The organism is Arthrobacter sp. 05N33_2 (assembly GCF_056397425.1).
In genome coordinates, this window is record NZ_JBFTNJ010000012.1 from 60,304 (window position 1) to 82,468 (window position 22,165).

Annotated in this window: 16 protein-coding genes and 1 tRNA gene; 13 read left to right on the forward strand and 4 right to left on the reverse strand. The window is 68.6% G+C overall.

Annotation, left to right across the window (positions count from 1 at the left end; translation table 11 throughout):
• Nucleotides 1-18: 18 nt before the first annotated feature.
• Complete coding sequence (locus AC1DHX_RS08640; protein ID WP_476860409.1) at nucleotides 19-1,650, forward strand: phytoene desaturase family protein; 1,632 nt, start codon at nucleotides 19-21, stop codon at nucleotides 1,648-1,650.
• Nucleotides 1,651-1,723: 73 nt separating this feature from the next.
• On the forward strand, nucleotides 1,724-3,193 hold the full coding sequence (locus AC1DHX_RS08645) for an MFS transporter (RefSeq protein WP_476860410.1): 1,470 nt from the start codon (nucleotides 1,724-1,726) through the stop codon (nucleotides 3,191-3,193).
• Here AC1DHX_RS08645 and AC1DHX_RS08650 read toward each other — a convergent pair.
• The gene (locus AC1DHX_RS08650; RefSeq protein WP_476860411.1) at nucleotides 3,138-5,318 is read right to left on the reverse strand and encodes a RecQ family ATP-dependent DNA helicase; all 2,181 of its coding nucleotides are present in this window, start codon (nucleotides 5,316-5,318) and stop codon (nucleotides 3,138-3,140) included. The two genes, AC1DHX_RS08645 and AC1DHX_RS08650, sit on opposite strands and share 56 nt — an antisense overlap.
• A 123-nt stretch (nucleotides 5,319-5,441) precedes the next feature.
• On the opposite strand from AC1DHX_RS08650, the gene AC1DHX_RS08655 reads away from it, so the two are divergent.
• The 5 genes from AC1DHX_RS08655 (at nucleotide 5,442) to AC1DHX_RS08675 (ending at nucleotide 11,120) form a co-directional block, all read left to right on the forward strand.
• The gene (locus AC1DHX_RS08655) at nucleotides 5,442-6,860 is read left to right on the forward strand and encodes a phosphomannomutase/phosphoglucomutase (protein ID WP_476860412.1); all 1,419 of its coding nucleotides are present in this window, start codon (nucleotides 5,442-5,444) and stop codon (nucleotides 6,858-6,860) included.
• 2 nt (nucleotides 6,861-6,862) lie between these two features.
• Entirely contained in the window at nucleotides 6,863-7,348 is a 486-nt protein-coding gene (locus AC1DHX_RS08660) for a hypothetical protein (RefSeq protein WP_476860413.1), read from the forward strand.
• 20 nt (nucleotides 7,349-7,368) lie between these two features.
• Nucleotides 7,369-7,818 (forward strand): RrF2 family transcriptional regulator, encoded by a 450-nt coding sequence (locus tag AC1DHX_RS08665; protein WP_230009078.1) that lies wholly within the window; start codon nucleotides 7,369-7,371, stop codon nucleotides 7,816-7,818.
• Between the two features lie 194 nt (nucleotides 7,819-8,012).
• Nucleotides 8,013-9,803, forward strand: a complete 1,791-nt coding sequence (locus tag AC1DHX_RS08670) for a CBM96 family carbohydrate-binding protein (protein WP_476899951.1) — start codon at nucleotides 8,013-8,015, stop codon at nucleotides 9,801-9,803.
• A gap of 156 nt (nucleotides 9,804-9,959) precedes the next feature.
• The gene (locus AC1DHX_RS08675; RefSeq protein ID WP_476899952.1) at nucleotides 9,960-11,120 is read left to right on the forward strand and encodes a globin domain-containing protein; all 1,161 of its coding nucleotides are present in this window, start codon (nucleotides 9,960-9,962) and stop codon (nucleotides 11,118-11,120) included.
• Nucleotides 11,121-11,205: 85 nt separating this feature from the next.
• Here the strand turns inward: AC1DHX_RS08675 and AC1DHX_RS08680 are convergent, their stop codons facing one another.
• Together AC1DHX_RS08680 and AC1DHX_RS08685 are read right to left on the reverse strand one after the other, a co-directional pair.
• Nucleotides 11,206-12,618 (reverse strand): FAD-binding oxidoreductase, encoded by a 1,413-nt coding sequence (locus tag AC1DHX_RS08680; protein WP_476899953.1) that lies wholly within the window; start codon nucleotides 12,616-12,618, stop codon nucleotides 11,206-11,208.
• 319 nt (nucleotides 12,619-12,937) lie between these two features.
• Nucleotides 12,938-14,773, reverse strand: coding sequence for a phosphoenolpyruvate carboxykinase (GTP) (locus tag AC1DHX_RS08685; RefSeq protein WP_223914403.1), 1,836 nt, complete (start codon nucleotides 14,771-14,773; stop codon nucleotides 12,938-12,940).
• Nucleotides 14,774-15,050: 277 nt separating this feature from the next.
• Between AC1DHX_RS08685 and AC1DHX_RS08690 the strand changes: the two genes are divergently transcribed.
• A tRNA-Arg gene (locus tag AC1DHX_RS08690) sits at nucleotides 15,051-15,124 on the forward strand.
• A gap of 169 nt (nucleotides 15,125-15,293) precedes the next feature.
• Here AC1DHX_RS08690 and AC1DHX_RS08695 read toward each other — a convergent pair.
• Nucleotides 15,294-16,022: a FadR/GntR family transcriptional regulator gene (locus AC1DHX_RS08695; protein WP_476850662.1), complete on the reverse strand. Its 729-nt coding sequence runs from the start codon at nucleotides 16,020-16,022 to the stop codon at nucleotides 15,294-15,296.
• A 165-nt stretch (nucleotides 16,023-16,187) separates the two neighbouring features.
• Here AC1DHX_RS08695 and AC1DHX_RS08700 point away from each other — a divergent pair, with 165 nt between their 5' ends.
• The 5 genes from AC1DHX_RS08700 to AC1DHX_RS08720 all read left to right on the forward strand — a co-directional run bounded on the left by AC1DHX_RS08700 (nucleotide 16,188) and on the right by AC1DHX_RS08720 (nucleotide 21,902).
• Complete coding sequence (locus AC1DHX_RS08700; protein ID WP_476899954.1) at nucleotides 16,188-17,723, forward strand: dihydrolipoyl dehydrogenase family protein; 1,536 nt, start codon at nucleotides 16,188-16,190, stop codon at nucleotides 17,721-17,723.
• An 87-nt stretch (nucleotides 17,724-17,810) separates the two neighbouring features.
• Nucleotides 17,811-18,569, forward strand: coding sequence for an ABC transporter ATP-binding protein (locus AC1DHX_RS08705; protein WP_230008012.1), 759 nt, complete (start codon nucleotides 17,811-17,813; stop codon nucleotides 18,567-18,569).
• Nucleotides 18,566-20,602, forward strand: a complete 2,037-nt coding sequence (locus AC1DHX_RS08710) for a YhgE/Pip family protein (protein ID WP_476899955.1) — start codon at nucleotides 18,566-18,568, stop codon at nucleotides 20,600-20,602. The genes AC1DHX_RS08705 and AC1DHX_RS08710 overlap by 4 nt, the downstream gene beginning before the upstream one ends.
• On the forward strand, nucleotides 20,599-21,234 hold the full coding sequence (locus tag AC1DHX_RS08715; RefSeq protein WP_230008014.1) for a TetR/AcrR family transcriptional regulator: 636 nt from the start codon (nucleotides 20,599-20,601) through the stop codon (nucleotides 21,232-21,234). The genes AC1DHX_RS08710 and AC1DHX_RS08715 overlap by 4 nt, the downstream gene beginning before the upstream one ends.
• A gap of 17 nt (nucleotides 21,235-21,251) precedes the next feature.
• Nucleotides 21,252-21,902 carry a hypothetical protein gene (locus AC1DHX_RS08720; RefSeq protein WP_476860423.1) on the forward strand — a complete coding sequence of 217 codons (651 nt, stop codon included), beginning with the start codon at nucleotides 21,252-21,254 and terminating at the stop codon, nucleotides 21,900-21,902.
• Nucleotides 21,903-22,165 lie beyond the last annotated feature (263 nt).

The following is a 22,165-nucleotide window of genomic DNA, read 5'->3' on the forward strand; positions in this document are numbered from 1 at the left end:
GGATGGCAGGATAGGCCCATGTCGAGCAACACGGAATTTGACGCCATCATCGTCGGCGGCGGCCACAACGGACTGGCCGCGGCCGCGTACCTGGCCAAGGCCGGGCGGGACGTCTTGGTCCTGGAAAAGCTGGAACACGCCGGCGGCGCAGCAGTATCCGCGCACGCGTTCGACGGCGTCGACGCCCGCCTCTCGCGCTATTCGTACCTCGTCAGCCTCCTGCCCCGGCAGATCATCGACGACCTCGGCCTGCGCATCACGCTGGCGCGGCGGCGCTATTCCTCCTACACCCCGGACCCCGCGGATGCCAGCCGGGCCCTGCTGGTGGACAACGGGGACGAGGCCGCCACGGCCGCGTCGTTCGCCGCCGTCGGCGCTCCCGACGGCGAGTTCGGCGCCTTCACCGCGTTCTACGCCGCGTGCCGGCAGCTCACGGAGGCACTCTGGCCCACCATGACCGCGCCGCTGCTGGCGCGGTCCGACGCGCGGGCCCTCGCCGGCCGGGCCGGGGCCGACGCGGCGTGGGAGGCCATGATCGAGCATCCCATCGGACAGGCGATCCGCCGGGAGCTGGGCAGCGACCTGGTCCGCGGTGTGGTCCTGACGGATGCGCTGATCGGTACCTTCGCCCGGGCTGACGATGAGGACCTGCAGCAAAACATCTGCTTCCTCTACCACCTGATCGGCGGCGGGACGGGGGACTGGGACGTGCCGGTCGGCGGCATGGGCGCGGTCTCCGGCGAGCTGGAGCGGGCCGCGCGCGACGCCGGCGCGACCATCCTGACCTCCGCGGACGTGACCGCCGTCCGGCCCGGCGGCGCCGTGGACTACCGCCACGGCGGGCGGGACCATTCGTCTTCCGCCCGGTGGGTGTTATCCAATGTGGCGCCGGTGGTCCTCGACCGGCTGCGCGGCCGGCCTGCCGCCGACCTGTCAGCCGGCGCCCCTGCCGGCCCCAACCCGAACCATCAGCGCGAGGGTGCGCAGGTCAAGGTCAACCTCCTGCTCAAACGCCTCCCGGAGCTGCTGGACGGATCCGTCAGCCCCGAGGCCGCGTTCGGCGGGACGTTCCACATCAACGAGACCTGGTCCCAGCTCGACGCCGCCTACAGCACCGCCGCCGCCGGATCCGTGCCCTCGCCGCTGCCGTGCGAAATCTACTGCCACTCACTGACCGATCCCACCATCCTGTCCCCGGAACTGCAGGCCGCCGGCGCCCAGACGCTGACCGTCTTTGGCCTGCACGTCCCGGACCGGCTGGTCACGGCGGAGAACAACGAGGACCGCCGCACCGAACTGCAGGCAGCCGTCCTGGCCTCCCTGAACTCCGTCCTGGCTGAGCCCGTCGAGGATCTGCTCATGACGGATCCGGACGGGCGGCCCTGCATTGAAACCAAGACCACCCTGGACATTGAACGCGCCGTCGGGATGCCCCGCGGCAATATCTTCCACGGCGGCCTCGACTGGCCGTTCGTGGAGGACGGCGAACCGCTGGACACCCCGGCGCGCCGCTGGGGCGTGGCGACGGATGATCCGCAGATCCTGCTCTGCGGCTCCGGTGCCCGCCGCGGCGGCGCCGTCAGTGCGATCGGCGGACACAACGCCGCCATGGCCGTGCTGGAATCGGAACCACCCCTGCGCCATGGGTGAACCGGTGCAATGGGTGAATCAGTGCAGTGGATGAGCCGGCGCTATGGGTGAGCCGGACCATGGAGACACGCGCATGAACGCCTCCCCGCGCGGCGCGGACCCGGCCGGGGGCAGCTGGAGCCCGCGGCTGGCCCTGCTGGTGGCCGCGACGTTCTTCATGGAATTCCTCGACGGGACCGTCCTGACGACCGCCATACCCAGTATCGCCGCCGATTTCGCGGTGCCGGCCGCCGACGTGAACATCTCCATGACCGCCTACCTGATGACGGTGGCGATGGGCATCCCGCTCAGCGGCTGGCTCGCGGAGCGGCTCGGTGCCCGCCGGGTGTTCTGTCTTGCCATCGCCATCTTCACGGCCGCGTCATTGCTCTGCGCGCTCAGCCAGGACCTGACCATGCTGACGCTGAGCCGCGTCCTGCAGGGTACCGGCGGCGCCATGATGGTCCCGGTGGGCACGCTGGTGGTGCTCCGCGGCACCCCGAAGAAGGATCTGCTGCGGGCTACGGCCTTCCTCGTGTGGCCCGGGCTGCTGGCCCCGGTCCTCGCCCCGCTGGTGGGCGGAGCGCTGACGACCTACCTGTCCTGGCACTGGATCTTCCTGGTCAACCTCCCCCTGGGCCTGGCGGCCTTCCTGGCCGCGCTGCGCCTGGTCCCCCCAGTCCGCGGCGACAGCACGCGGCGCCTGGACTGGCTCGGACTGGTCCTGACCACGCTCGGGGTGGGATCCCTGCTGGTCGGCCTGGAATTGATGGGCGGCCGGGACGCCGGACTGCTGGCGGCCGCGGGGATCGCTGCGGGCCTGCTGCTCCTGGCCGCCGCCGCGGCCTGGATGCGGCGGACCAGCACGCCGCTGTTCAATCTGTCCGTCTTCGGCACGCGGACGTTCCGCGCGACGGCGACGGGAGGCTTCGTGTACCGCCTGACCATCAGCGCGGTGCCGTTCCTGCTGCCGCTGATGTTCCAGGTCGGTTTCGGCTGGGACCCGCTGCGCGCCGGGGCGATGGTGTCGGCCGTGTTCGTGGGGAACATCGGGATCAAGCCCGCCACGACGCCCCTGATCCGGCGTTTCGGGTTCAAGCCCGTCCTGGTGTTCGCGTCTCTGGCCTCCGCGGCCACTTTTGCGCTGTGCGCGCTGCTCGACGCCGGCACGCCGGAACCGCTGATTGTCGCGGTGCTGGTGGCCAGCGGGGCGTTCCGCTCGATCGGGTTCTCGGCGTACGCATCCGTGCAGTACGCCGACGTCGTCCCGGCCCAGCTGCCGTCCGCCAACGCCGTCTCCGCGACGCTCGTGCAGCTCGCCACCGCGGCCGGGATCGCGGTCGGGGCGCTCCTGCTGCGGGTCTTCGAGGCAGGCGGCCGCGCGGGATCCACCGGGGCCCCCGGTGATCCGGCGGCGCCGTACCGGGCGGCGTTCCTGGCCATCGCGGTCCTGATGCTCCTGAGCACCCTGGACAGCCTGGTCCTCCCCCGCCACGCCGGTGCTGAGGTCAGCCGGCCTGGCCCAGCACCAGCGGCAGAACGGCGCCGGCGCCCGCGAGCCTGAGGGCCCGCCCGGAGACGGTCAGGGTCCAGCGGCTGTCCACGAGGTCGTCCACCAGCATGACGCTCTGGCCACGGATTCCAGCCAGGGCCTCCTCCAGCTCCGGTCCCACCACCAAACGGTCCCAGACGCCGGCGAGCCGGTAGGCGCTGTTCCCGCCGCGGCCGCCGGTGGGTCCGCCGTGATTGAGCTGCAGCTGGCCCAGATACGGGATGCGGCCAATCTCCGAGATCCCGCGGGCCAGGGAATCCACCAGCAACGGCTTCCCGCGGGAGGGCAGGCTGATGATCGCGGCAGGCCGGCCGGCCCCGCTCCAGCCAGCGGTCCGGGCATCTCCGGTGCCCCACTCCCGGAGCACCTGGACGCAGGCCTGCAGCATGCCCGGGTCCACGGGCCGGTCGGGYGCACCGGCGGCGAAGGCCTCCCGCAGGGCCCCGCCCCAGCCAAGGTCCGTCAGGCGCGCCAGCACCCGGCCGTCCGCGAGGGCCTCATCCGGCTTGATCTTGCCCTTGACCGGCACGCCCAGGCGGTCCATGCCGCTGGGCCACTGCAGCCGCGGTTCCAGGGCGACGCCGGCCCGGCGCAGGGTCTGCCCGGCGGTCTCCGTGGCGTCCTCGGCGATGTCGGCGCGGAACCAGCGGCCCGCGCAGTTGTCGCAGCGGCCGCAGGCGCGGGCCGTTTCATCGTCCAGCACCGAGGTGATGTATTCCATCCGGCAGCCGGCCGTGTCCTGGTAGATGACCATCGAGTCCTGTTCATCCACCCGGGCCTCGGCGATCCGGCCGTACCGCTCGGCGTCGTAGTTCCACGGTTGTCCCGTGGAACGCCAGCCGCCGCCGACGCGTTCGACGGCGCCGTCCACGGCCAGGACTTTCAGCAGCAGCTCCAGCGGGGTGCGGCGCAGGTCCACCCGGGCTTCGAGCGCCACCGAGGACACCGCCGTGCCTGCCTCGGCGAGGGCCGTCAGGACCGCGGCAGCTTTCTCCTCGGACGGCATGGATGCGGTGGCGAAATACTGCCAGATGTCGCGGTCCTCGGATCCCGGCAGCAGCAGCACGTCGGCGTTCGCCGCGCCACGGCCGGCGCGGCCCACCTGCTGGTAGTACGCCACCGGCGACGACGGCGCGCCCAGGTGCACCACGAAGCCGAGGTCCGGCTTGTCGAAACCCATGCCGAGGGCGGAGGTGGCCACGAGCGCCTTGACCTGGTTGTCCTTCAGGAGCTGCTCGGCGCGTTCCCGGTCCGCGGGATCCGTGCGGCCGGTGTAGGCGAGGACCTCGTGCCCCGCCTCAGCCAGCAGGCGGGCGGTGTCCTCGGCGGCCGAGACCGTGAGCGTGTAGATGATGCCGCTGCCCTGCAGATCCTGCAGGTGGGTCAGCAGCCAGCCGAGGCGTCCGCGGGAATCGGGCAGGGTCAGGACACCGAGCCGGAGCGAATCCCGGCCCAGGGCGCCACGGATGGTGAGCACGTCCTTGCCGAGCTGTTCCTCGATGTCATGCACCACCCGGGAATTCGCCGTCGCGGTGGTGGCGAGCACCGGGACGGTGTCCGGGAGCTGCGTGATGAGGTCCGCGATGCGCCGGTAGTCGGGGCGGAAGTCGTGGCCCCAGTCCGAGATGCAGTGGGCCTCGTCAATCACCAGCAGACCGGTCCGGCGGACGAGCTCGGGCAGCTGGTTTTCCCGGAAGGACGGGTTGGTGAGTCGTTCCGGCGAGACCAGCAGGACGTCCACTTCATCGGCGGCGAGCTGCTCGCGGACAGTGTCCCAGTCCAGCTGGTTTGCGGAGTTGATCGCCACCGCCCGCACCCCGGCCCGCGCCGCGGCCGCGACCTGGTCCCGCATGAGGGCCAGGAGCGGGGACACGATCAGGGTGGGCCCGGCGCCGCGGCGGCGCAACAGCAGGGAGGCGACAAAGTACACGGCCGACTTCCCCCAGCCGGTGCGCTGCACCACCAGGGCCCGCCTGCCGCCGTCGACCAGGGCCTCAATGGCCTCGAACTGGCCGTCATGGAACTCGGCGTCAGGATGGCCCACGAGCTCCCGCAGTACGTTCTGGGCCTGTTCCCGGGTCGAGGATGGGGTGCCGGCTAGGGCCGTGCTGGAAAGGGCGTTCTGGTTACTGGCCATTGCTTCAGTATCCCAGCCCCCTCCGACAGCCACGAAGCCGGTACCCGCTATGTGCACAATCCGGCGTGTAGACAAGGGCGGGGACAGGCCGGCGCGTCAGGGCCGCAACGTAAGATAAGACGCGTGACTACGGACAAGACAAAGACTTTTGACCTCTCGACCTCGTTCAAGGCCTACGACGTGCGCGGAATCGTGGGGCAATCCATCACCGCGGAGATCGTCGAAGCCGTCGGTGCCGCCTTCGTCGACGTCCTGGAACTCACAGGACAGACCGTGCTGGTGGGCGGGGACATGCGCCCCTCCTCCCCCGAGTTCGCCAAAGCCTTCGCGAACGGCGCAGCCACCCGCGGCGCCAACGTCCAGCTGCTGGACCTGATCTCCACCGACGAGCTCTACTACGCGTGCGGGGCCCTCAACGCCGCCGGCGCCACGTTCACCGCGAGCCACAACCCGGCCGAATACAACGGCATCAAGATGGCCAAGGCCGGCGCCGTGCCGATCTCCTCCGAAACAGGGCTCATGGAAATCCAGGCCCGCGCCGAGGAATACCTCAACGCCGGCGCCATCCCCGCGGCCGGCAGCACTGGCCTGATTGGCGTGCAGGACGTCCTCAAGGGCTACGCGGAGTACCTGCGGTCCCTGGTGGACCTGCGCGGTTCCCGGCCGCTGAAGGTTGTGGTGGATGCCGGCAACGGCATGGCCGGCCTCACCACCCCGGCCGTGCTTGGCGATGCCCTGCTGCCCAAGCTTCCGCTGGAGATCGTGCCGCTGTACTTCGAGCTCGACGGATCCTTCCCGAACCACCCGGCCAACCCGCTGGAGCCGGACAACCTGCGCGACCTGCAGGCCGCCGTCGTCGAACACGGCGCGGACATCGGCCTGGCCTTCGACGGCGACGCCGACCGCTGCTTCGTGATCGACGAGAAGGGCGAGCCTGTCTCGCCGTCGGCCATCACCGGCATGGTGGCCCGCCGCGAAATCGCCCGCGCCCAGGGCCTCGGTGAAGACACGCCCACCGTCATCCACAACCTGCTGACCTCCCGCGCGGTGCCCGAACTCGTCGAACGCCACGGCGGCCGGCCCGTGCGCACGCGCGTGGGGCACTCCTTCATCAAGGCCGTCATGGCCGCGGAAGGGGCCATCTTCGGCGGGGAACACTCGGCCCACTTCTACTTCCGCGACTTCTGGAATGCGGACACCGGCATGCTGGCCGCCATGCACGTCCTCGCCGCCCTGGGCGAACAGGAGGGCCCGCTCTCCGAACTCGGCCGCGAATACGAGCCGTACCGGTCATCCGGTGAGATCAACTCGGAAATCGAGGACAAGGCCGCCGCGGTCGAGCGGGTCCGCGAGGACTTCCACGAGGAGGACGTCGAGGTCGACTACCTCGACGGCAGCACCTTCATCGCCACCGACGGCAGCTACTGGTTCAACCTGCGCCCGTCCAACACAGAACCGTTCCTGCGCCTCAACGTTGAAGCCACGGACGCCGCCACCATGGAACGCGTCCGCGACCGCGTCCTGGCGCTGGTCCGGGGCTAGCGGTGGCAGTACACCCGGAAGAATCCGCCAACACCGGATCCTGGCGCGAGTCCGTGCCGGACGCCAGCGCCACGGACCTGGAGAACCTGCTCGGCACCGGCGTCGGTGCCGCGCAGGAGCAGCTGGAACGCAACGGTGGCTTCCTGCCCTTCGCCCTGGTGGTGCAGAACGACGGCGAAGTCCGGCTGGTGGCAGTCACACCCGCGGACGCGAGCGACGGATCGGACGCCGACTTCGACGCGGACGCCATGATCCGGGACCTCCACGAGTTGCTCCGGCAGCACCGGGAAGAGTTCCGGGCCGCCGCCGTCGTCTGCGACATCACGCTGCTCGAGGAAGACTCGGACGCCATCCACGTCGCGGCAGAGCACCAGGACGGCTCCCTGTTCGCCGCCGTACTGCCCTACGCAGCGAAGACCGGGACGCACGAACTCGAGTTCGGCCAGCTGGCCGCCGATACCAACGAGCCCGCCGTCTGGGTGGACTAGACCGCCCTTAGGCTGGGGATATGAAGATCAATGCGTTCGCCGATGTGAGCCTTCGCGCTTTGCTGGTGCTCGCGGCCGCTCCGGACGGCGGGCTCCTGACCACCCAGAGCATCGCCGACGCTGTCGGCACGCCGTACAACCACGTCAGCAAGGCGATGGCGAAGCTGCGCGCACTGGGCCTGATCGACGTCGAACGCGGCCGCAACGGCGGATCCCGGCTGAGCAGCGCCGGCCGGACCGCAACGGTCGGCCAGCTGCTGCGGCAACTCGACACCCGCATGGACCCGGCCGACTGCATTGCCACGGGCGGGACGTGCCCGCTCATCACCGAATGCCGGCTCCGGGCCGCGCTGGCCCGGGCCCGCGAAGCCTTCTATGGCGAACTCGACGGGATCGTGATCGCGTCGCTGCCGACCTCCCGGCAGATGGCGCCCGTCTTTGCCGCGATCGGGCTGCGCCCGGGGCTTTGAGCGGCCCGCTGGCGCTCCGCCGCGGCCCGGCGGGATTCCGGCCCAATCTGGGGAAAACCTTTGGTTTGGCGTCCAAACGCCCTTCCTGGCGGGCCTGCCCATTGACTTCAGGCAGGCACGGGATGACAAAGTACCCCTAGGGAACGTCACCAAGCCGGTATTTTTTGTCTTTCCGGCCAGTCGAAGGGCCGCTGATGAAAAGTATCCGCTGGTTTAGCGCTGCCGGAGCCGCGGCGCTCCTACTGACGTTCATCACCGCCCCCACCGCCCTTGCGGTACCGACGGTGCTGGCGGTGGAGAGTGCGGCGGATACCTACACCTCCGCGTCGGCGCCCACGACGGACTTCGGCACCAGCGGCTCGCTGGCGGTCTACGGCTCACCGGACGCCACGRCSGTGCTCCGGTTCCAGGTCCCGGCAGCCCCKGCCGGGCAAACMCTGACCGGCGCGATCCTGCGCATACGCACCACCAGCCTGGCCTCCGCCGGCTCCGCCAACACCCTCAACGTCCGCTCGGCRGCCGACTCCTGGTCCGAGACCGGMACCCTCTACGCCAACCGCCCCGCGGTTTCCGGGCCCACCCTCGGGTCCCTGCCCGGCGGCACGGCCGCCAACACGGCCTACGACATYCCCCTGGACACCAGCCTGATGGCCGGCTGGACCGGGTCCCGGACCCTGGCCCTGACCGGCACCGGCACCGACAGCTCCTGGTTCTGGTCACGCCAGGCCTCCGCCACGCTGCGCCCCRCCCTCACCCTCACCTACACGGATGCCGCCCCTTCCGACACCACCGCRCCSGGCGCGCCCGGGWCCCTGGCCGCCACAGCCACCGGAACCGCCGTCGCCCTGTCCTGGACCGCCGCGACCGACAACACCGGCGTCACCGGCTACACCGTCCACCGCTCCACCACGGCAGGCTTCACCCCCGCCACCACCACCAAAATCGCCGACACCACCGGGCTCAGCTACACCGACACCAACCGCCCCGCCGGAACCTGGTACTACCGCGTCACCGCCACCGACGCCGCCGGCAACACCGGCCCCGGCTCCAACGAAGCCACCGCCACCACCCAGCCCGGTGCCGGCGGGACTGCGACTGTGCTGGCTGTCGGTGACATCGCCTGTGCCCCCGGCTCAGTTGTCACCACGTCGGTGTGCCGCCAGGGCGACGTGGCCGCGGTGGTCGCGGCCCAGTCGCCCGACAGGTTCATCGCCCTTGGGGACCTTCAATACCAGAACGCCACCCTTGCCGAGTTCATGGGGGCCGGCGCCTACAACGACACATTCGGCGCCCTGAAGGCCATCACCTCGCCGGTGCTCGGCAACCATGAATACCTTGACAACACCCGCGGCTATTTCGACTATTTCTATGGCCCCGGCGTCACCACGGGCGACTTCGGGACCCGAACGGACGGCTACTACTCGACGACGATCGGGGCCTGGACCTTCATCGCCCTGAACAGTGAATGCGGGCCCGGCGGGGTGAGCGGTGGATGCGGTGTCGGCAGCCCGCAATATTTGTGGCTGCAGGACCGTCTCACCAATTCCCCGACGGCGTGCACCCTCGTGGCGGCGCACCATCCACGCTGGTCAACGGGCGTAAACCACGGCTCCTACCCGGAACTGGGACCCATGTGGGACCTCATGGCCGGCCACGGTGTCGACGTCATGATTTCCGGGCACAACCACGTCAGCGAGATCTTCAAACCGATCGGCGCCTCCGGCTCAGGTGCGGTACCGGCGCTCTCCCCGACCGGGATCCGGTCCTTTACCGCGGGCGCCGGCGGGGCGGATCTCCAGGCGTTGTCGGCCAACACCGACCCCCTTCTGACCGCAATGGTGGCCCGTGGCCGAAGCGCCTTCGGGCCGCTCAAATTGACCCTGAACGCGTCGTCCTACTCCTGGCAGTTCCTCCCCCTTCCCGGCATGACGTTTACGAACGTGGGCACCACCGGTTCCTTCTCCGGCAGCGACACTTGTCACTGACACCCGCCTTCTCCCGCCGCCGCCACGCCCGGAATCCGGTCGATTTGGAATAGATTTCTACGCGGTGTAGAAATGAGGCATAGATATTTGTATTTGAAATGCAAGTATCGCCGCGGACCCGGCTGAAGACGCCGGGCCACTATCTCAGGAGTCAGCATGCTCTCGGACAAGTCCTTCCCCGTCATCGAGGCCACCCTGCCGCTGGTCGGTTCCCGGATCGGGGACATCACCCCCAAGTTCTACGCCCGCCTCTTCGCCGCCCACCCCGAACTGCTGGACGGCCTGTTCAGCCGCTCCAACCAGCGCTCGGGCAATCAGCAGCAGGCCCTGGCCGGAAGCATCGCCGCCTTCGCCAGCCACCTGGTGAACAACCCGGACACCCTGCCGGAGACCGTGCTGTCCCGGATCGCGCACCGCCACGCTTCCCTCGGCATCACCGAACCGCAGTACCAGGTGGTCTACGAGCACCTCTTCGCCGCCATCGCCGAGGACCTGGCCGAGGTCATCACCCCGGAAATCGCCGAAGCCTGGACCGAGGTCTACTGGCTCATGGCGGACGCCCTCATCAAGCTCGAGAAGGGCCTCTATGCCGCACAGGCCAACGCCAAGATGTGGACCCCCTGGAAGGTTGCCGCCAAGACTCCGGCCGGCACCGGCTCCATGACCTTCACGCTGGAACCGGCAGACGACACCCCCATCACCGCGGCGCTGCCGGGCCAGTACGTCAGCGTCAAGGTCACGCTTCCGGACGGGCTCCGCCAGGTCCGCCAGTACTCCCTCTCCGGCGACGCCGGCACCAGCCGCAGCTTCACCACCAAGCTCGACGACGGCGGCGAGGTCTCCCCCGTGCTGCACAACAATGTGGCCGTGGGCGACGTCATCGAAATCTCCAACCCCTACGGCGAAATCACGCTCAAGGAAGGCGACGGCCCCGTGGTCCTGGCCTCGGCCGGCATCGGCTGCACGCCCACGGCGTCCATCCTGCGCTCCCTGGCCGAGTCCGGCTCGGACSGCCAGGTCCTGGTCCTGCACGCCGAAAGCAACCTGGACAGCTGGGCGCTGCGCTCCCAGATGACGGACGACGTCGAACGCCTGGACGGCGCCGACCTGCAGCTCTGGCTCGAGCAGCCCGAAGCCGGTTCCAACGCGGGCTTCATGTCCCTGCGCGAGGTGGACCTCCCGGCCAACGCCTCGCTCTACCTGTGTGGCCCGCTGCCGTTCATGAAGAACATCCGCAACGAGGCCATCAACGCCGGCATCCCGGCCACGAAGATCCACTACGAGGTCTTCGGCCCGGATATCTGGCTCGCCAGCTAAAACACTCATCGACGGCGGCCCCGCACCTCTTCGTGAAGGTGGGGGCCGCCGTCGTGAAGCGGTGCAACGGAGCCCGCGCAGAGCGTCAGCCCGCCGACGGCACCCCGGTGATCGCGTGGCCGAAGCGCAGGAGGTTACCGGGGTCGTACGTGGACTTCGCGGACCGCATCCGCTCGTAGACCGCGGGAGTCCAGGCCCGGGCCCGGTCCTCCTCGTCGCCCGGTGCGCCATGGAAATTGACCAGCGTGTACCCGGTGGAGTGGGGAGCCATCGCGGCCAGGATCCCGCTGATGGAGGCCGATACGGCCTCGGCAAGGGGCGGTATGTTGAACCCGACGAGGAACAGCAGGAAGGCCGCGTCCCGCCCCGACACGGCGTCCGGCACCGCATCCGGCATAGCCCCCGGCCGGGACAGTGCAGTCCGGGCCAGAGCGCCGCCGAGCGGCCGGACCTCCACGAGCAGCAGCGGGCAGTCCGAACCGTCCCCGGTGAGCTCGAGCAGGTCAGCCACCGCCTCTTCGCCGAAATCCTTCAGGAGCGCGCCGCCGTCCATGAAGGGCAGCGGGTCCGCCGGGTCCATGTGGATCTGGTCAACGTCGAGGTAACTCATGGGCCCGGCCGTGTCCATCAATGGGGTCGAGACCGCCCGCATCGGGGCAAGCAGCGCGTCGCCGGCCTCGCGCTTGCCCAGGAAGGCAAAGCGCAGGTGCACGACGAACTGGTTCCGCAGCGGCTCGGGAACGAAGTCCATGTCCGGAAGCCGCAGCAGCGAGATCGAGGGTGAGGCGTCTTCGGGCAGCGTGGGCAGCCAGTGACGGAAGGCAGCCAGGACGGTGGCCGCATCCGCCCCGGGATAGATGATGCCGCCGCCGTAGAAGTCACTGAACGGAAAGAGACTGAACTCGAGGGCGGTCACGATCCCCAGGTTGCCCTTGCCGCCGCGCATCAGTGCAAACAGCTCGGCCTCGGCGTCGGCGTCGATCCGCYGCAACTCGCCGTCGGCCGTGACAATCTCCATGCTGCGGACATGGTCCGCCGCGAAGCCGTGCGCGCGGCCGAGCACGGGCRGCCCGCCGCCGAGCGTGTAGCCGACGACGCCGACGTCGGTGCTGGAGCCGTGCAGTCCGAGGAGCCCGTGCGGCACGCTGGCCTCCAGGAGGGTGCGCCACTTCACCCCGGCGCCGACGCGTGCGGTGCGTTCATCCGGATCGATCTGCAGGTCCTGCAGCCGGCGCGTGTTGATGAGCAGGCCGCCATCGATCGCCGATTCGGCGCCGTGCCCGGTGGACTGGACGGACACGGGAAGCCTACGCTCGGCCGCCCACTTAACCGCCGCCACGACGTCCCGGGCATCTGCGGCCCCCAGAACGACCTCGGGCCGGTGCACTGTTGCGACGTTGAAGGCGAACGTCTCCGCCGCGAATTCGGGGCTGTCCGGCAACGCGACCGGGCCGCTGACAGCGCTGGACAAAGCATCGATGTCGTCGTTGACAAGCATGAGGAACTCCTGAGTCTCGCTTACCGCGAGCAGGTCGGGGGCGCGGCCGCACCCGCCCGGAATGCCCCCAGCGCACGCTCCAATCGTCGRCCGGCCCGGCTGATGGAATGCGGACAAGCCTAGGGATCCGGCCGGACGCGGCCTAGGGACCTAAGTCCCGGCGTCACGCACCCAACGAGAGCGGCGGCCCTGCATCTTGCGAGAGATCCTGGGTTCTAACGGTCGCTGGTTAAACCGCAACGCGGGGTCACTTACGGTCCATCCACAGCGGTGGGATGGGCCGTAAGTGACCCCGCGTTGCTTTGTGTTGTTCGGGCTGCTACTGCTCGGCAGCCATGCGCTCCTTCAGTCCTGCGAGTTCGGCGCGCAGCGCCTCGGGCAGCGAGCTGCCGAAGTTGGCGAACCACTCCTCGATCGAGGCCAGCTCGGTGGTCCACTCTGCGGGGTCGACACGGACGGCCTCTTCAACCTGGGCCGGGGTCATGTCCAGGCCCTTGAGGTCGATCGCGTCAGCGGTGGGGACGAACCCGATGGGGGTCTCCACGGCGTCGGCCTTGCCCTCGAGGCGTTCGATGGCCCATTTCAGGACCCGGGCGTTGTCACCGAATCCGGGCCAGGCGAATCCGCCCTCGGAATTGCGGCGGAACCAGTTGACCAGGAAGATCTTGGGCAGCCGCTCCGGGTTGGCCTTCGCGGACAGGTTGACCCAGTGGTTCAGGTAATCGCCTGCGTCGTAGCCGATGAAGGGCAGCATGGCCATCGGATCCCGGCGGACAACGCCGACGGCACCGGCTGCCGCGGCGGTGGTCTCCGAGGACAGGGTGGAGCCCATGAAGATGCCGTTGGACCAGCTGCGCGCCTCGGTGACCAGCGGGATGGTGGTCTTGCGGCGGCCGCCGAACAGGATCGCGGAAAGCTCCACGCCGTCCGGGTTGTAGTACTCCTCGGCCAGCATGTCGATCTGGTCGATCGGCGTGCAGAAGCGGGAGTTCGGGTGAGCGGCGGGCTTGTCCGAATCCGGGGTCCAGGAGTTGCCCTGCCAGTCGGTCAGGTGCGCGGGTACCTCGTCGGTCATGCCCTCCCACCACACACCGCCGTCGTCCGTCAGGGCGACGTTGGTGAAGATGCTGTGGCCCTTGGCGATGGCGCGCATSGCGTTGGGGTTGGTGCCCCARCCGGTGCCSGGAGCSACGCCGAACAGGCCGGCCTCRGGGTTGACGGCRCGGAGCTCGCCYTCCTTGCCGAASCGCATCCAGGTGATGTCGTCACCGAGGGTTTCGACTTTCCAGCCCTCGATGGTCGGATCCAGCAGCGCGAGGTTGGTCTTGCCGCAGGCCGACGGGAAGGCGGCGGAGATGTAGTAGTTCTTCTGCTCCGGCGAGGTCAGCTTGAGGATGAGCATGTGCTCGGCCAGCCAGCCTTCATCGCGTGCCATCACCGAGGCGATGCGCAGGGCGTAGCACTTCTTGCCGAGCAGGGCGTTGCCGCCGTAGCCGGAGCCGAAGGACCAGATGGAGCGCTCCTCCGGGAAGTGGACAATCCACTTGTCCGGGTTGCAGGGCCACGGGACATCGGCCTGGCCGGGGGCCAGCGGGGCGCCCAAGGAGTGCAGGGCGGGGACAAAGAACGCGTTGGTCGCGGTGATCTTATCCAGGACCTCGGTGCCGATGGTGGCCATGATCCGCATGGAGGCGACAACGTAGGCGCTGTCGGTGATCTCGACGCCGAACTTGGGGTCCTCGGCGTCGAGGTGGCCCATCACGAAGGGGATCACGTACATGGTGCGGCCGCGCATGGAGCCGGCGAACAGGCCGTGCAGCTTTTCCTTCATCTGCGCCGGGGCCATCCAGTTATTGGTGAAGCCTGCGTCGTGCTCGTTCTCGGAGCAGATGAAGGTCTGCTCTTCGACGCGGGCCACGTCGGCGGGGTCGGAGAAGGCCGCGAACGACTTGGGGAAGAGGTCCTCGTTGAGGCGGGTCAGGGTGCCGGCGGCAACGAGCTCGTCCGTCAGCCGGGTGTTTTCCGCTTCGGACCCGTCAACCCAGTAGATCCGGTCCGGCTGGGTCAGTTGAGCTACCTCTTCTACCCATGCCAGTAGACCGGCATGTGTGGTGGGTGCTTTTTCAAGCAACGGCAGTCGCGCCAGATCTCCCATTACGGTTCCCTTCCTCGGGTTCAGTGGTGTGTCCTAAATGCTAGGGCTCGGCAGGGGGCCCATTTCGGGCCCGGACGTGGGATGACCGGGGCCGAGCAAATCAAAAACCGCGGAAATTCAAGGAACTGGCCGGCCATCATCCCTCCTTTTTGTGACTAAGGTCACGTAGACCGGTCTAGTCAGCTAGATTACACCCGCTTCGATTTGTAACTGGGCCCGGGCTCGCGTAAAGTAATTCGAGGTTCGGGGAGAGAGAAGTTCTCCAAGAGCCGAGAATGCGCCCATAGCTCAGCTGGATAGAGCGTCTGTCTACGGAACAGAAGGTCAGGGGTTCGAATCCCTTTGGGCGCACAGATGAAGATCCGCCCCGGTTCACCGGGGCGGATGTTTTGCTTTAACCGCCGGATGCCCTAGGCGCCAGGGCGCCGGCCCGGCTGCTTTAGGCGCCAGGCTGGGCGCCGGCGCGGCCGCCTTAGGCGCCGGCGGCAGCTGTTGGGCCGGAGCGGCCCGGCAGCAGGTCTCAGGCCGTGGACCGGACGATGATGTTGCGGATGTCGTCGAAATGCGTGCTGAGCCGCTCGGAGGCGAGTGCCTTGTCCGCCGTTGCGACAGCCTCATAGATCCCCCGGTGCACTGCGGCCGTTGCCTGCAAGTCGACGGCGTACGGCCCGCCGAGTTCGAGGTGGATACGGCGGTAGACCTTCCAGAAGACGTCCATCAGGCTGATCAGCAGGTCGTTGTTCAGCGGCTCGAAAAGCCTGCGGTGGAACTCCGCGTCGGCCTCGATGAACGGCTCCCCCGCGTCGGCCAGCGCTTCCATGCGGTTCACGGACTCCTCCACGGCGGCCAGCTGTTCGGCGCTGATCCGGTCCATGGCGGCGCCGACCAGGCCGGATTCGAGTGCCTGCCGGACCTCCACGAGCTGCAGGGCTTCCTCGCCCTGGTGGCGCAGCGACAGCCGGGCGCGGAAGGTGAGCCCGTCGGTCAGGGCCTCGAAATTGCTCGGCGCCACGAACATGCCGAATCCGTGGCGGATCTCAATGACACCCAGCGCCTGGAGCGCCTTCAAGGACTCCCGCAGGGTGTTGCGGCCGACGCCGAGTGCCGCCGTCAGCTCGTTTTCGGTCGGCAGCGGGTCGCCGGGAACCAGGTCGCGTTCCAGGATCAGCTCCAGGATGTCCGACTGGAGCGCCCGGAGCCGGGCCTGGGCGCTGAACCTTGCCAGCGGTATGGCCGGGCCTGTTGTCATGTTGCGTGCGGCCATGGCCGCCTCCTCCCCCAAGTATGGTCCCAACAGTATCGACCGTCCCCCGTCCTGCAAAGGGTTCGGCCCGGCACATTACGCCGGAAGCCCGCATCTCCGGAGCCCGGAGCTCCCCCGGATCCGGCCGTGGCCCCGGCGTAGGCTGGTGCCATGACGGCACAGATTGAGCGGGAATTCGATGTCATTGTTATCGGCGCCGGGGCCGTGGGCGAGAATGTGGCGGACCGCGTGGTCCGCGGCGGCCTGACAGCAGTGCTCATCGAGGCGGAGCTGGTCGGCGGCGAGTGCTCGTACTGGGCCTGCATGCCTTCGAAGGCCCTCCTGCGGCCGGGCACTGCGCTGCATGGCGCGCAGACGGTCCCCGGCGCCCGGGAAGCGGTCACCCGCACCCTGGATCCGGCAGCCGTGCTGAAGCGCCGGGATTACTTCACCTCGAACTGGCAGGACGACAGCCAGGTCAAGTGGGTGGAGGACACAGGCATCGAACTGATCCGCGGCCACGGCTGGATCACCGCCCCGCGGCACGTCGAGGTGGCCGGGCTGGACGGCAACGGCTACGCACTCACGGCCCGGCACGCCGTGGTGGTCGCCACGGGCTCCGCCCCGAACCAGCCGCCGGTCGAGGGGCTTCACGACGTCGAGTACTGGACCACCCGGGAGGCAACCTCAGCCCGCGCGGTTCCCCCGCGGCTTGCGGTCCTCGGCGGCGGCGTTGCCGGCGTCGAACTCGCCCAGGCCTATGCCCGGCTTGGTTCGTCCGTGACGCTCGTGGCCCGCGGCGGGCTCCTGGGTGTTTTCCCGGAGCAGGCCGMGGATCTGGTCGCTGCCGGCCTGCGCGCCGATGGCGTCGATCTCCGCCTGCACACTGGCACGCGGAGCGTGCATGAGAACGAGGACGGCTCCCTTACTGTCGTGCTCGACGGCGGCCCCAAGGGCGGTCCCACGGGCGGCCCCAAGGACGGCCCGGGCGCCGGGACCGCTGACGGCACGGCCCATGGCGCCACGATCACGGCGGACAAGCTGCTCGTCTCCACCGGCCGGCACCCCGCCCTAGAGGGACTCGGCCTGGACAGCGTCGGCCTCCCGGCACCCGAGGGCGGGACCCTGCGGCTCACCACCGATTCCACCGGACTAGTCCACCACGCCACCGAGAACGATGTGTCCGGCAACCCGTGGCTCTACGCTGCCGGCGACGCCGCCGGACGGGCCATGCTGACGCACCAGGGCAAGTACGGTGCGCGGGCCACCGGAGACGCCATTGCCGCCCGGGCCAAGGGCGAACTCCGCGGCGAGCCGGCACCGTGGAGCCGCTTTGCCCAGACGGCCTCCGAGCACGCGGTGCCGAACGTGGTGTTTACCGATCCGGAACTGGCGAACGTCGGCCGGACCATGGCGCAGGCGGAGAAGGACGGCTTCCGGGCCTCCGCCGTGGAACTCCCCATCCAGGTGGCCGGCTCTTCGCTGCACGCCGAACACTATGAAGGGTGGGCGCAGCTGGTCATCGACGAGGACCGCAAGGTGCTGCTGGGCGCCACGTTCGCCGGCCCGGATGTCGCTGAACTCCTGCACGCAGCCACCATTGCGGTGGTGGGGGAAGTCCCGCTGGACCGGCTGTGGCACGCCGTGCCCTCCTATCCGACCATCAGCGAAGTTTGGCTCCGCCTGCTGGAGGAGTACGGCCTCTGATCCGTTGATCACAAGCGGCTGTTCTATTTGAACTGACCAGTCAGTTCGGTTAGCCTTGAAGCAGACCAGACCCTGCGAAAGGCTTACATGCTCTCCGTGCAACAGCTCCGTGTGAACGGGCGCCGGAATGACCTGCTCCCACCCACGTCCCTTGAGGTACGTGCCGGGGAGCTGCTCTTGGTTGAAGGCGACGGCCAGGACCAGCGAACAGCCCTCGCCCTCACACTCAGCGGCCGGATGAAGCCCTCCGGGGGAGTGCTCAGCTGGGACGGAAATTCCAAGATTAAGCGCCTCCGGTTGGCCAGTGCACTCGTGGACTCCCCCGGTGTCAACGAGCCCGAACAGCATCTCAGCGTGGGYGACCTCGTCACCGAGGACCTCGCGCTCATCCCCCGGCGCTATCGTGGTGCTCTGCTGAGCAAACCCTGGCTCAAGGTCAACCGCTTCGAGGACATTGCCGGCCTCTGGACCGAACAGATTCCGGCCCGGCGACGCGTCGAACTGCTCACCGCCCTTGCCCTGGCCAACCCCGGAACAGATCTGCTGGTGGTCGATTCTCCGGACAGGCACAGCGCAGATCCCGCGGACTGGCTTCCCAGGCTGGAAGATCTGGCGCACGACGGCGGCCGGCCGCTCGCCGTCGTCGTCACCGTCGCGGCACTGCCGGACGGCTGGACCGGGCCCTCCGCCGCAATCGGGAACGCCGTTGAGGCTGCCGCCGCAACGGTTTCCATCGTTGACGCATCCGCGGACCCCTCCCAGCCTGATGCGCAGAAGACAGAAGGCCATCCCGCGAAACACCGGAACCCTGAACACATCCCGTTCGAAACCGAGGCCCTAAAGTGACTGTTCTGCGGCTGGCCCGCTCCGAGCTCAAGCGCATGACTGGCGGGCTCCTGCCCAAACTGACCATCCTGGCGCTGACCATGGTGCCTTTGTTGTACGGCGCGGTGTATCTCTACGCCAACTGGGATCCGTACGGGAACCTGGACCAGATCGACGCCGCCTTGGTAGTCGAGGACACCGGCGCGTCCGCCAGCAACGGGACCCGGCTCGAGGCGGGGAAAAAGGTCGCCGACAGCCTCGTGGACGGCCACGTCTTCAACTGGCAGAAAGTCACCACCGCCGCGGAAGCGGACCAGGGCGTGAGCAGCGGCAAGTATGCGTTCGCGCTCAAGATTCCCAAGGACTTCTCGGCCAACCTGGTTTCCCCGGGCAGCTTTGACGCCGCGAACCAAGCCATGCTGAATGTCACCACCAACGATGCCAACAACTACGTCCTCAGCAACATCGTGGACAAGCTGACCACTGCCGTGCATTCGACGGTTGCCAAGGAAGTGGGCGAGGAGACTGCGAACCAGCTCCTGACGGGCTTCGGCACAATCCATACTCAAATAGTCCAGGCCGCCGACGGGGCCGGAAAACTCTCCGACGGCGTTGCCAGACTCCGGGACGGGGCAGCCAGTTTGCATTCCGGAACGAGCCAGCTGAACGGCGGAGTCGCAGAACTCGCCGCCGGCCAAATGAAGCTGCGCGATGGCGCCAACCAGCTCRATTCAGGCGCCGGCCAGCTCAGCGCCGGCCTGACGCAGCTGAAGCACAGGACGGCCACACTCCCTGCCGACTCACAGAAACTCGCGGACGGCGCCGCGCAAGTCGCGGCGGGAAACGCGGCATTGAACACGAAAGTCCAGGACGTCGTCGGGCAACTCAGCGCTGCCGACAAGGGCCTCCGGGACCGTGTGGTGCAATCCAACAGCCGTCTGGTTGCCGCCGGGATCATCACCCCCGACCAGGCCGGCAAAATCCTGGCCGATTTCGATACCGCCGCAGCCTCAAGCCCGGTGGCCGATGCGAAGTCCAGAATCCAAACAGATGCAGCCCAGATCCAGCAGCTTGCCGACGGATCCGCCGCCGTAAGTTCCGGGGCGGCCAAACTTGCGGGAGCAACGCCGGCCCTGACTGATGCCATCTCAAAGGCTTCAGCCGGCGCCAACCAGCTCTCGGCCGGCTCGGCCGCGCTGGCCGCGGGCGAGCAGAGCGCTGTCGACGGCACTGCCAGGCTCGCAGATGGCGCCCGGCAGCTCGACGACGGGGCGGGCCAGCTGGAGGACGGCGCCCGCACGGCCTCGGATGGCGCCGCCACCCTGGCCTCAGAGCTGGACAAGGGTGCCGGGAAGATCCCCAACCCCGATGATGCCCAGAAGAACAGCCTGTCAAAGGTGATCGCGGACCCTGTTGCCGTCAGCGACGTCTCTCAGGCCAAGGCTGCGTCGTACGGTGCCGGCCTGGCGCCATTCTTCTTGACCCTGGCCCTGTGGATCGGCGTATTCATGCTGGTCCAGGCCATGCGGCCCATCACGCAACGCGCACTGGCGTCCAACGCCCCGTCATGGAAGATCGCCGTCGGCGGCTGGCTGCCATTCTTTGCCGTTTCAGTCATCCAGGCCACGCTGCTCACCCTCGTGGTGGACCTGGGCCTGGGCCTCAAGCCCGCCCACCCGGTGCTGATGTGGTTGTTCATGTTGGCGGCCGCTATGGCCTTCAGTGCCATCATCCAGGGCGTCGTGGCCCTGCTGGGAACTCCCGGAAAATTCGTGGTGCTTATCCTGCTGGTCCTGCAGCTGGTTTCCTCCGGCGGAACCTTCCCGTGGCAAACCACCCCGCAGCCGCTGCACTTTGTCCACGAGGCGCTGCCTATGGGTTATGTGGTGGCCGGCATGCGGCACCTGATCTACGGCGCGGACCTTTCCTTGATCGTGCCCACGGTGGTTGGCCTCCTTGGGTACACTGTGCTCGGGGCGGCGCTTTCCACGCTGGCCGTTCACAAGCACAAGTTCTGGACCCTGAAGTCCCTAAAACCGGAGATCGCCGTATGAGCACAGTGGGGGCCGGGGAGAAGAAACTCCGTCCCGCCCGCACGAACGCCACGAAGCAGAAACTGTTCGAGGCGTCCATGGATCTGATCGGGGAGCGCGGCGCGGCGGGCGTGACGGTGGACGAGATCGCCACGGCAGCCGGGGTGTCCAAGGGCACGGTGTATTACAACTTTGGCAGCAAGTCGGACCTGATCGCCCAGCTGCTGCGCCACGGCGTGGACATCCTCCTGGCGCGGCTGCTGAGTGTCCGCGACGGCTCCGCCGACCCCCTCGCTGCCATGGAGGAAATGATCGGCCAGGCCATGGACTTCATGGCCGAGTACCCGTCCTTCGCCCGGCTTTGGGTCAGCGAAAGCTGGCGGACCCCGAGCGAATGGCAGGACACCTTCGCCGAGCTCCGCGGGCGCCTGCTCGCGGTGATCGGCTCTGCCATCGACGGCGTCGCCGCCGTCTATCCCGTGGATTCCGCCGTTTCCCGGGGCAGCCTGGAAACGGCAATCTTCGGGGCCTGCTTCGTGGTGGGACTGGACCGCCAGACGTACAACCCGGAGCGGACCAGGGAGCAGAGTGTGGCCGCAATCATGGCCTCCATGCGCGGCTACGTCGTGAAGCAGCCGCCTGCTCAGGCATGATTATTCACATGCGTCACATGGGTACCAACGGGAAAGTCGCCATCGGAGCGTTTCTCACTGCCCTGGCACTTCTGGTCCTGACCGGAATCACCCTGCAAGAGTGGGTGCTGGTGTGGTTCGTCGGGGCGGCCGCGACGGCCTATGTGGCCTGCGTGGCGGAGGTGGTGGTCCGGCGCCGGCACAAGACTTTGGCCGCGAGCGGGGTCGGCAGCATCCTCTTCATCGCGTTCGGGGTCGCTTTCCTGCGCCAGTGGGGGCTGGCCTTCAACCCCGATCCCGACGCCCTGTCCACGCGCGTCGATTCCGAGCATCCGGATTTGTACTTCTATTTGGCCGCGGCCGCCGGAGCCGTCACCTTACTGTTGCTGTTCGCCGGCACTGTACTGCCCGGCCGGAGCCGCGGCCGGCGTTCCCCGGGCCGTGCTCCGCGACGCCGCCCGGCGCCCGGCGCGCGGGGAGCGGGGGCCGGGTCTGCGAATCCGCGGCCCTCCGCACCGCGGCCGACGCCGAGAGGAACCGCTCCGCGCCAGGCGGCTCCGCGTGCGGCTGCTCCGCGGGCCCGGCCCGCGGCCAAGTCACCGGCGAAGACACCGGTCAAGCCGGCGGCGAAGACACCGGCCAAGTCGCCTGCCCCCAAATCACCAGCCCGGGCCTCGGCCCGCCGCTGAGTCCCGCGCATCACCACCCGGCGGAGAGGTTCAGCACAGGAGTTTCCGCCGGAAGGCAGCCCAGGAGTTCAGCTCAGAGGTTTCGAGGCCTGTCTTCCCGTGGGGTGGCATCCGGACCCGGGGCCGTGTCGGTCCGGGTTACGTCCTCGCGGCTGCGCTGGTCGGCTGACACTGGCTCGCCGGACGCTTGCTCGCCGGAAGACGCTGGCTCGCCGGAAGACGCTTGCTGGCCGGACGTTTGCTGGCCGGGGACGTGGCTGCCC

Excerpts from the sequence above, each read along its gene's own strand:
- AC1DHX_RS08640 (WP_476860409.1), top strand. The coding sequence starts at position 19 with ATGTCGAGCAACACGGAATTTGACGCCATCATCGTCGGCGGCGGCCAC.
- AC1DHX_RS08645 (WP_476860410.1), top strand. The coding sequence starts at position 1,724 with ATGAACGCCTCCCCGCGCGGCGCGGACCCGGCCGGGGGCAGCTGGAGC.
- AC1DHX_RS08665 (WP_230009078.1), top strand. The coding sequence starts at position 7,369 with ATGAAGATCAATGCGTTCGCCGATGTGAGCCTTCGCGCTTTGCTGGTG.
- AC1DHX_RS08695 (WP_476850662.1), bottom strand. The coding sequence starts at position 16,022 with ATGACAACAGGCCCGGCCATACCGCTGGCAAGGTTCAGCGCCCAGGCC.
- AC1DHX_RS08715 (WP_230008014.1), top strand. The coding sequence starts at position 20,599 with ATGAGCACAGTGGGGGCCGGGGAGAAGAAACTCCGTCCCGCCCGCACG.
- AC1DHX_RS08720 (WP_476860423.1), top strand. The coding sequence starts at position 21,252 with ATGGGTACCAACGGGAAAGTCGCCATCGGAGCGTTTCTCACTGCCCTG.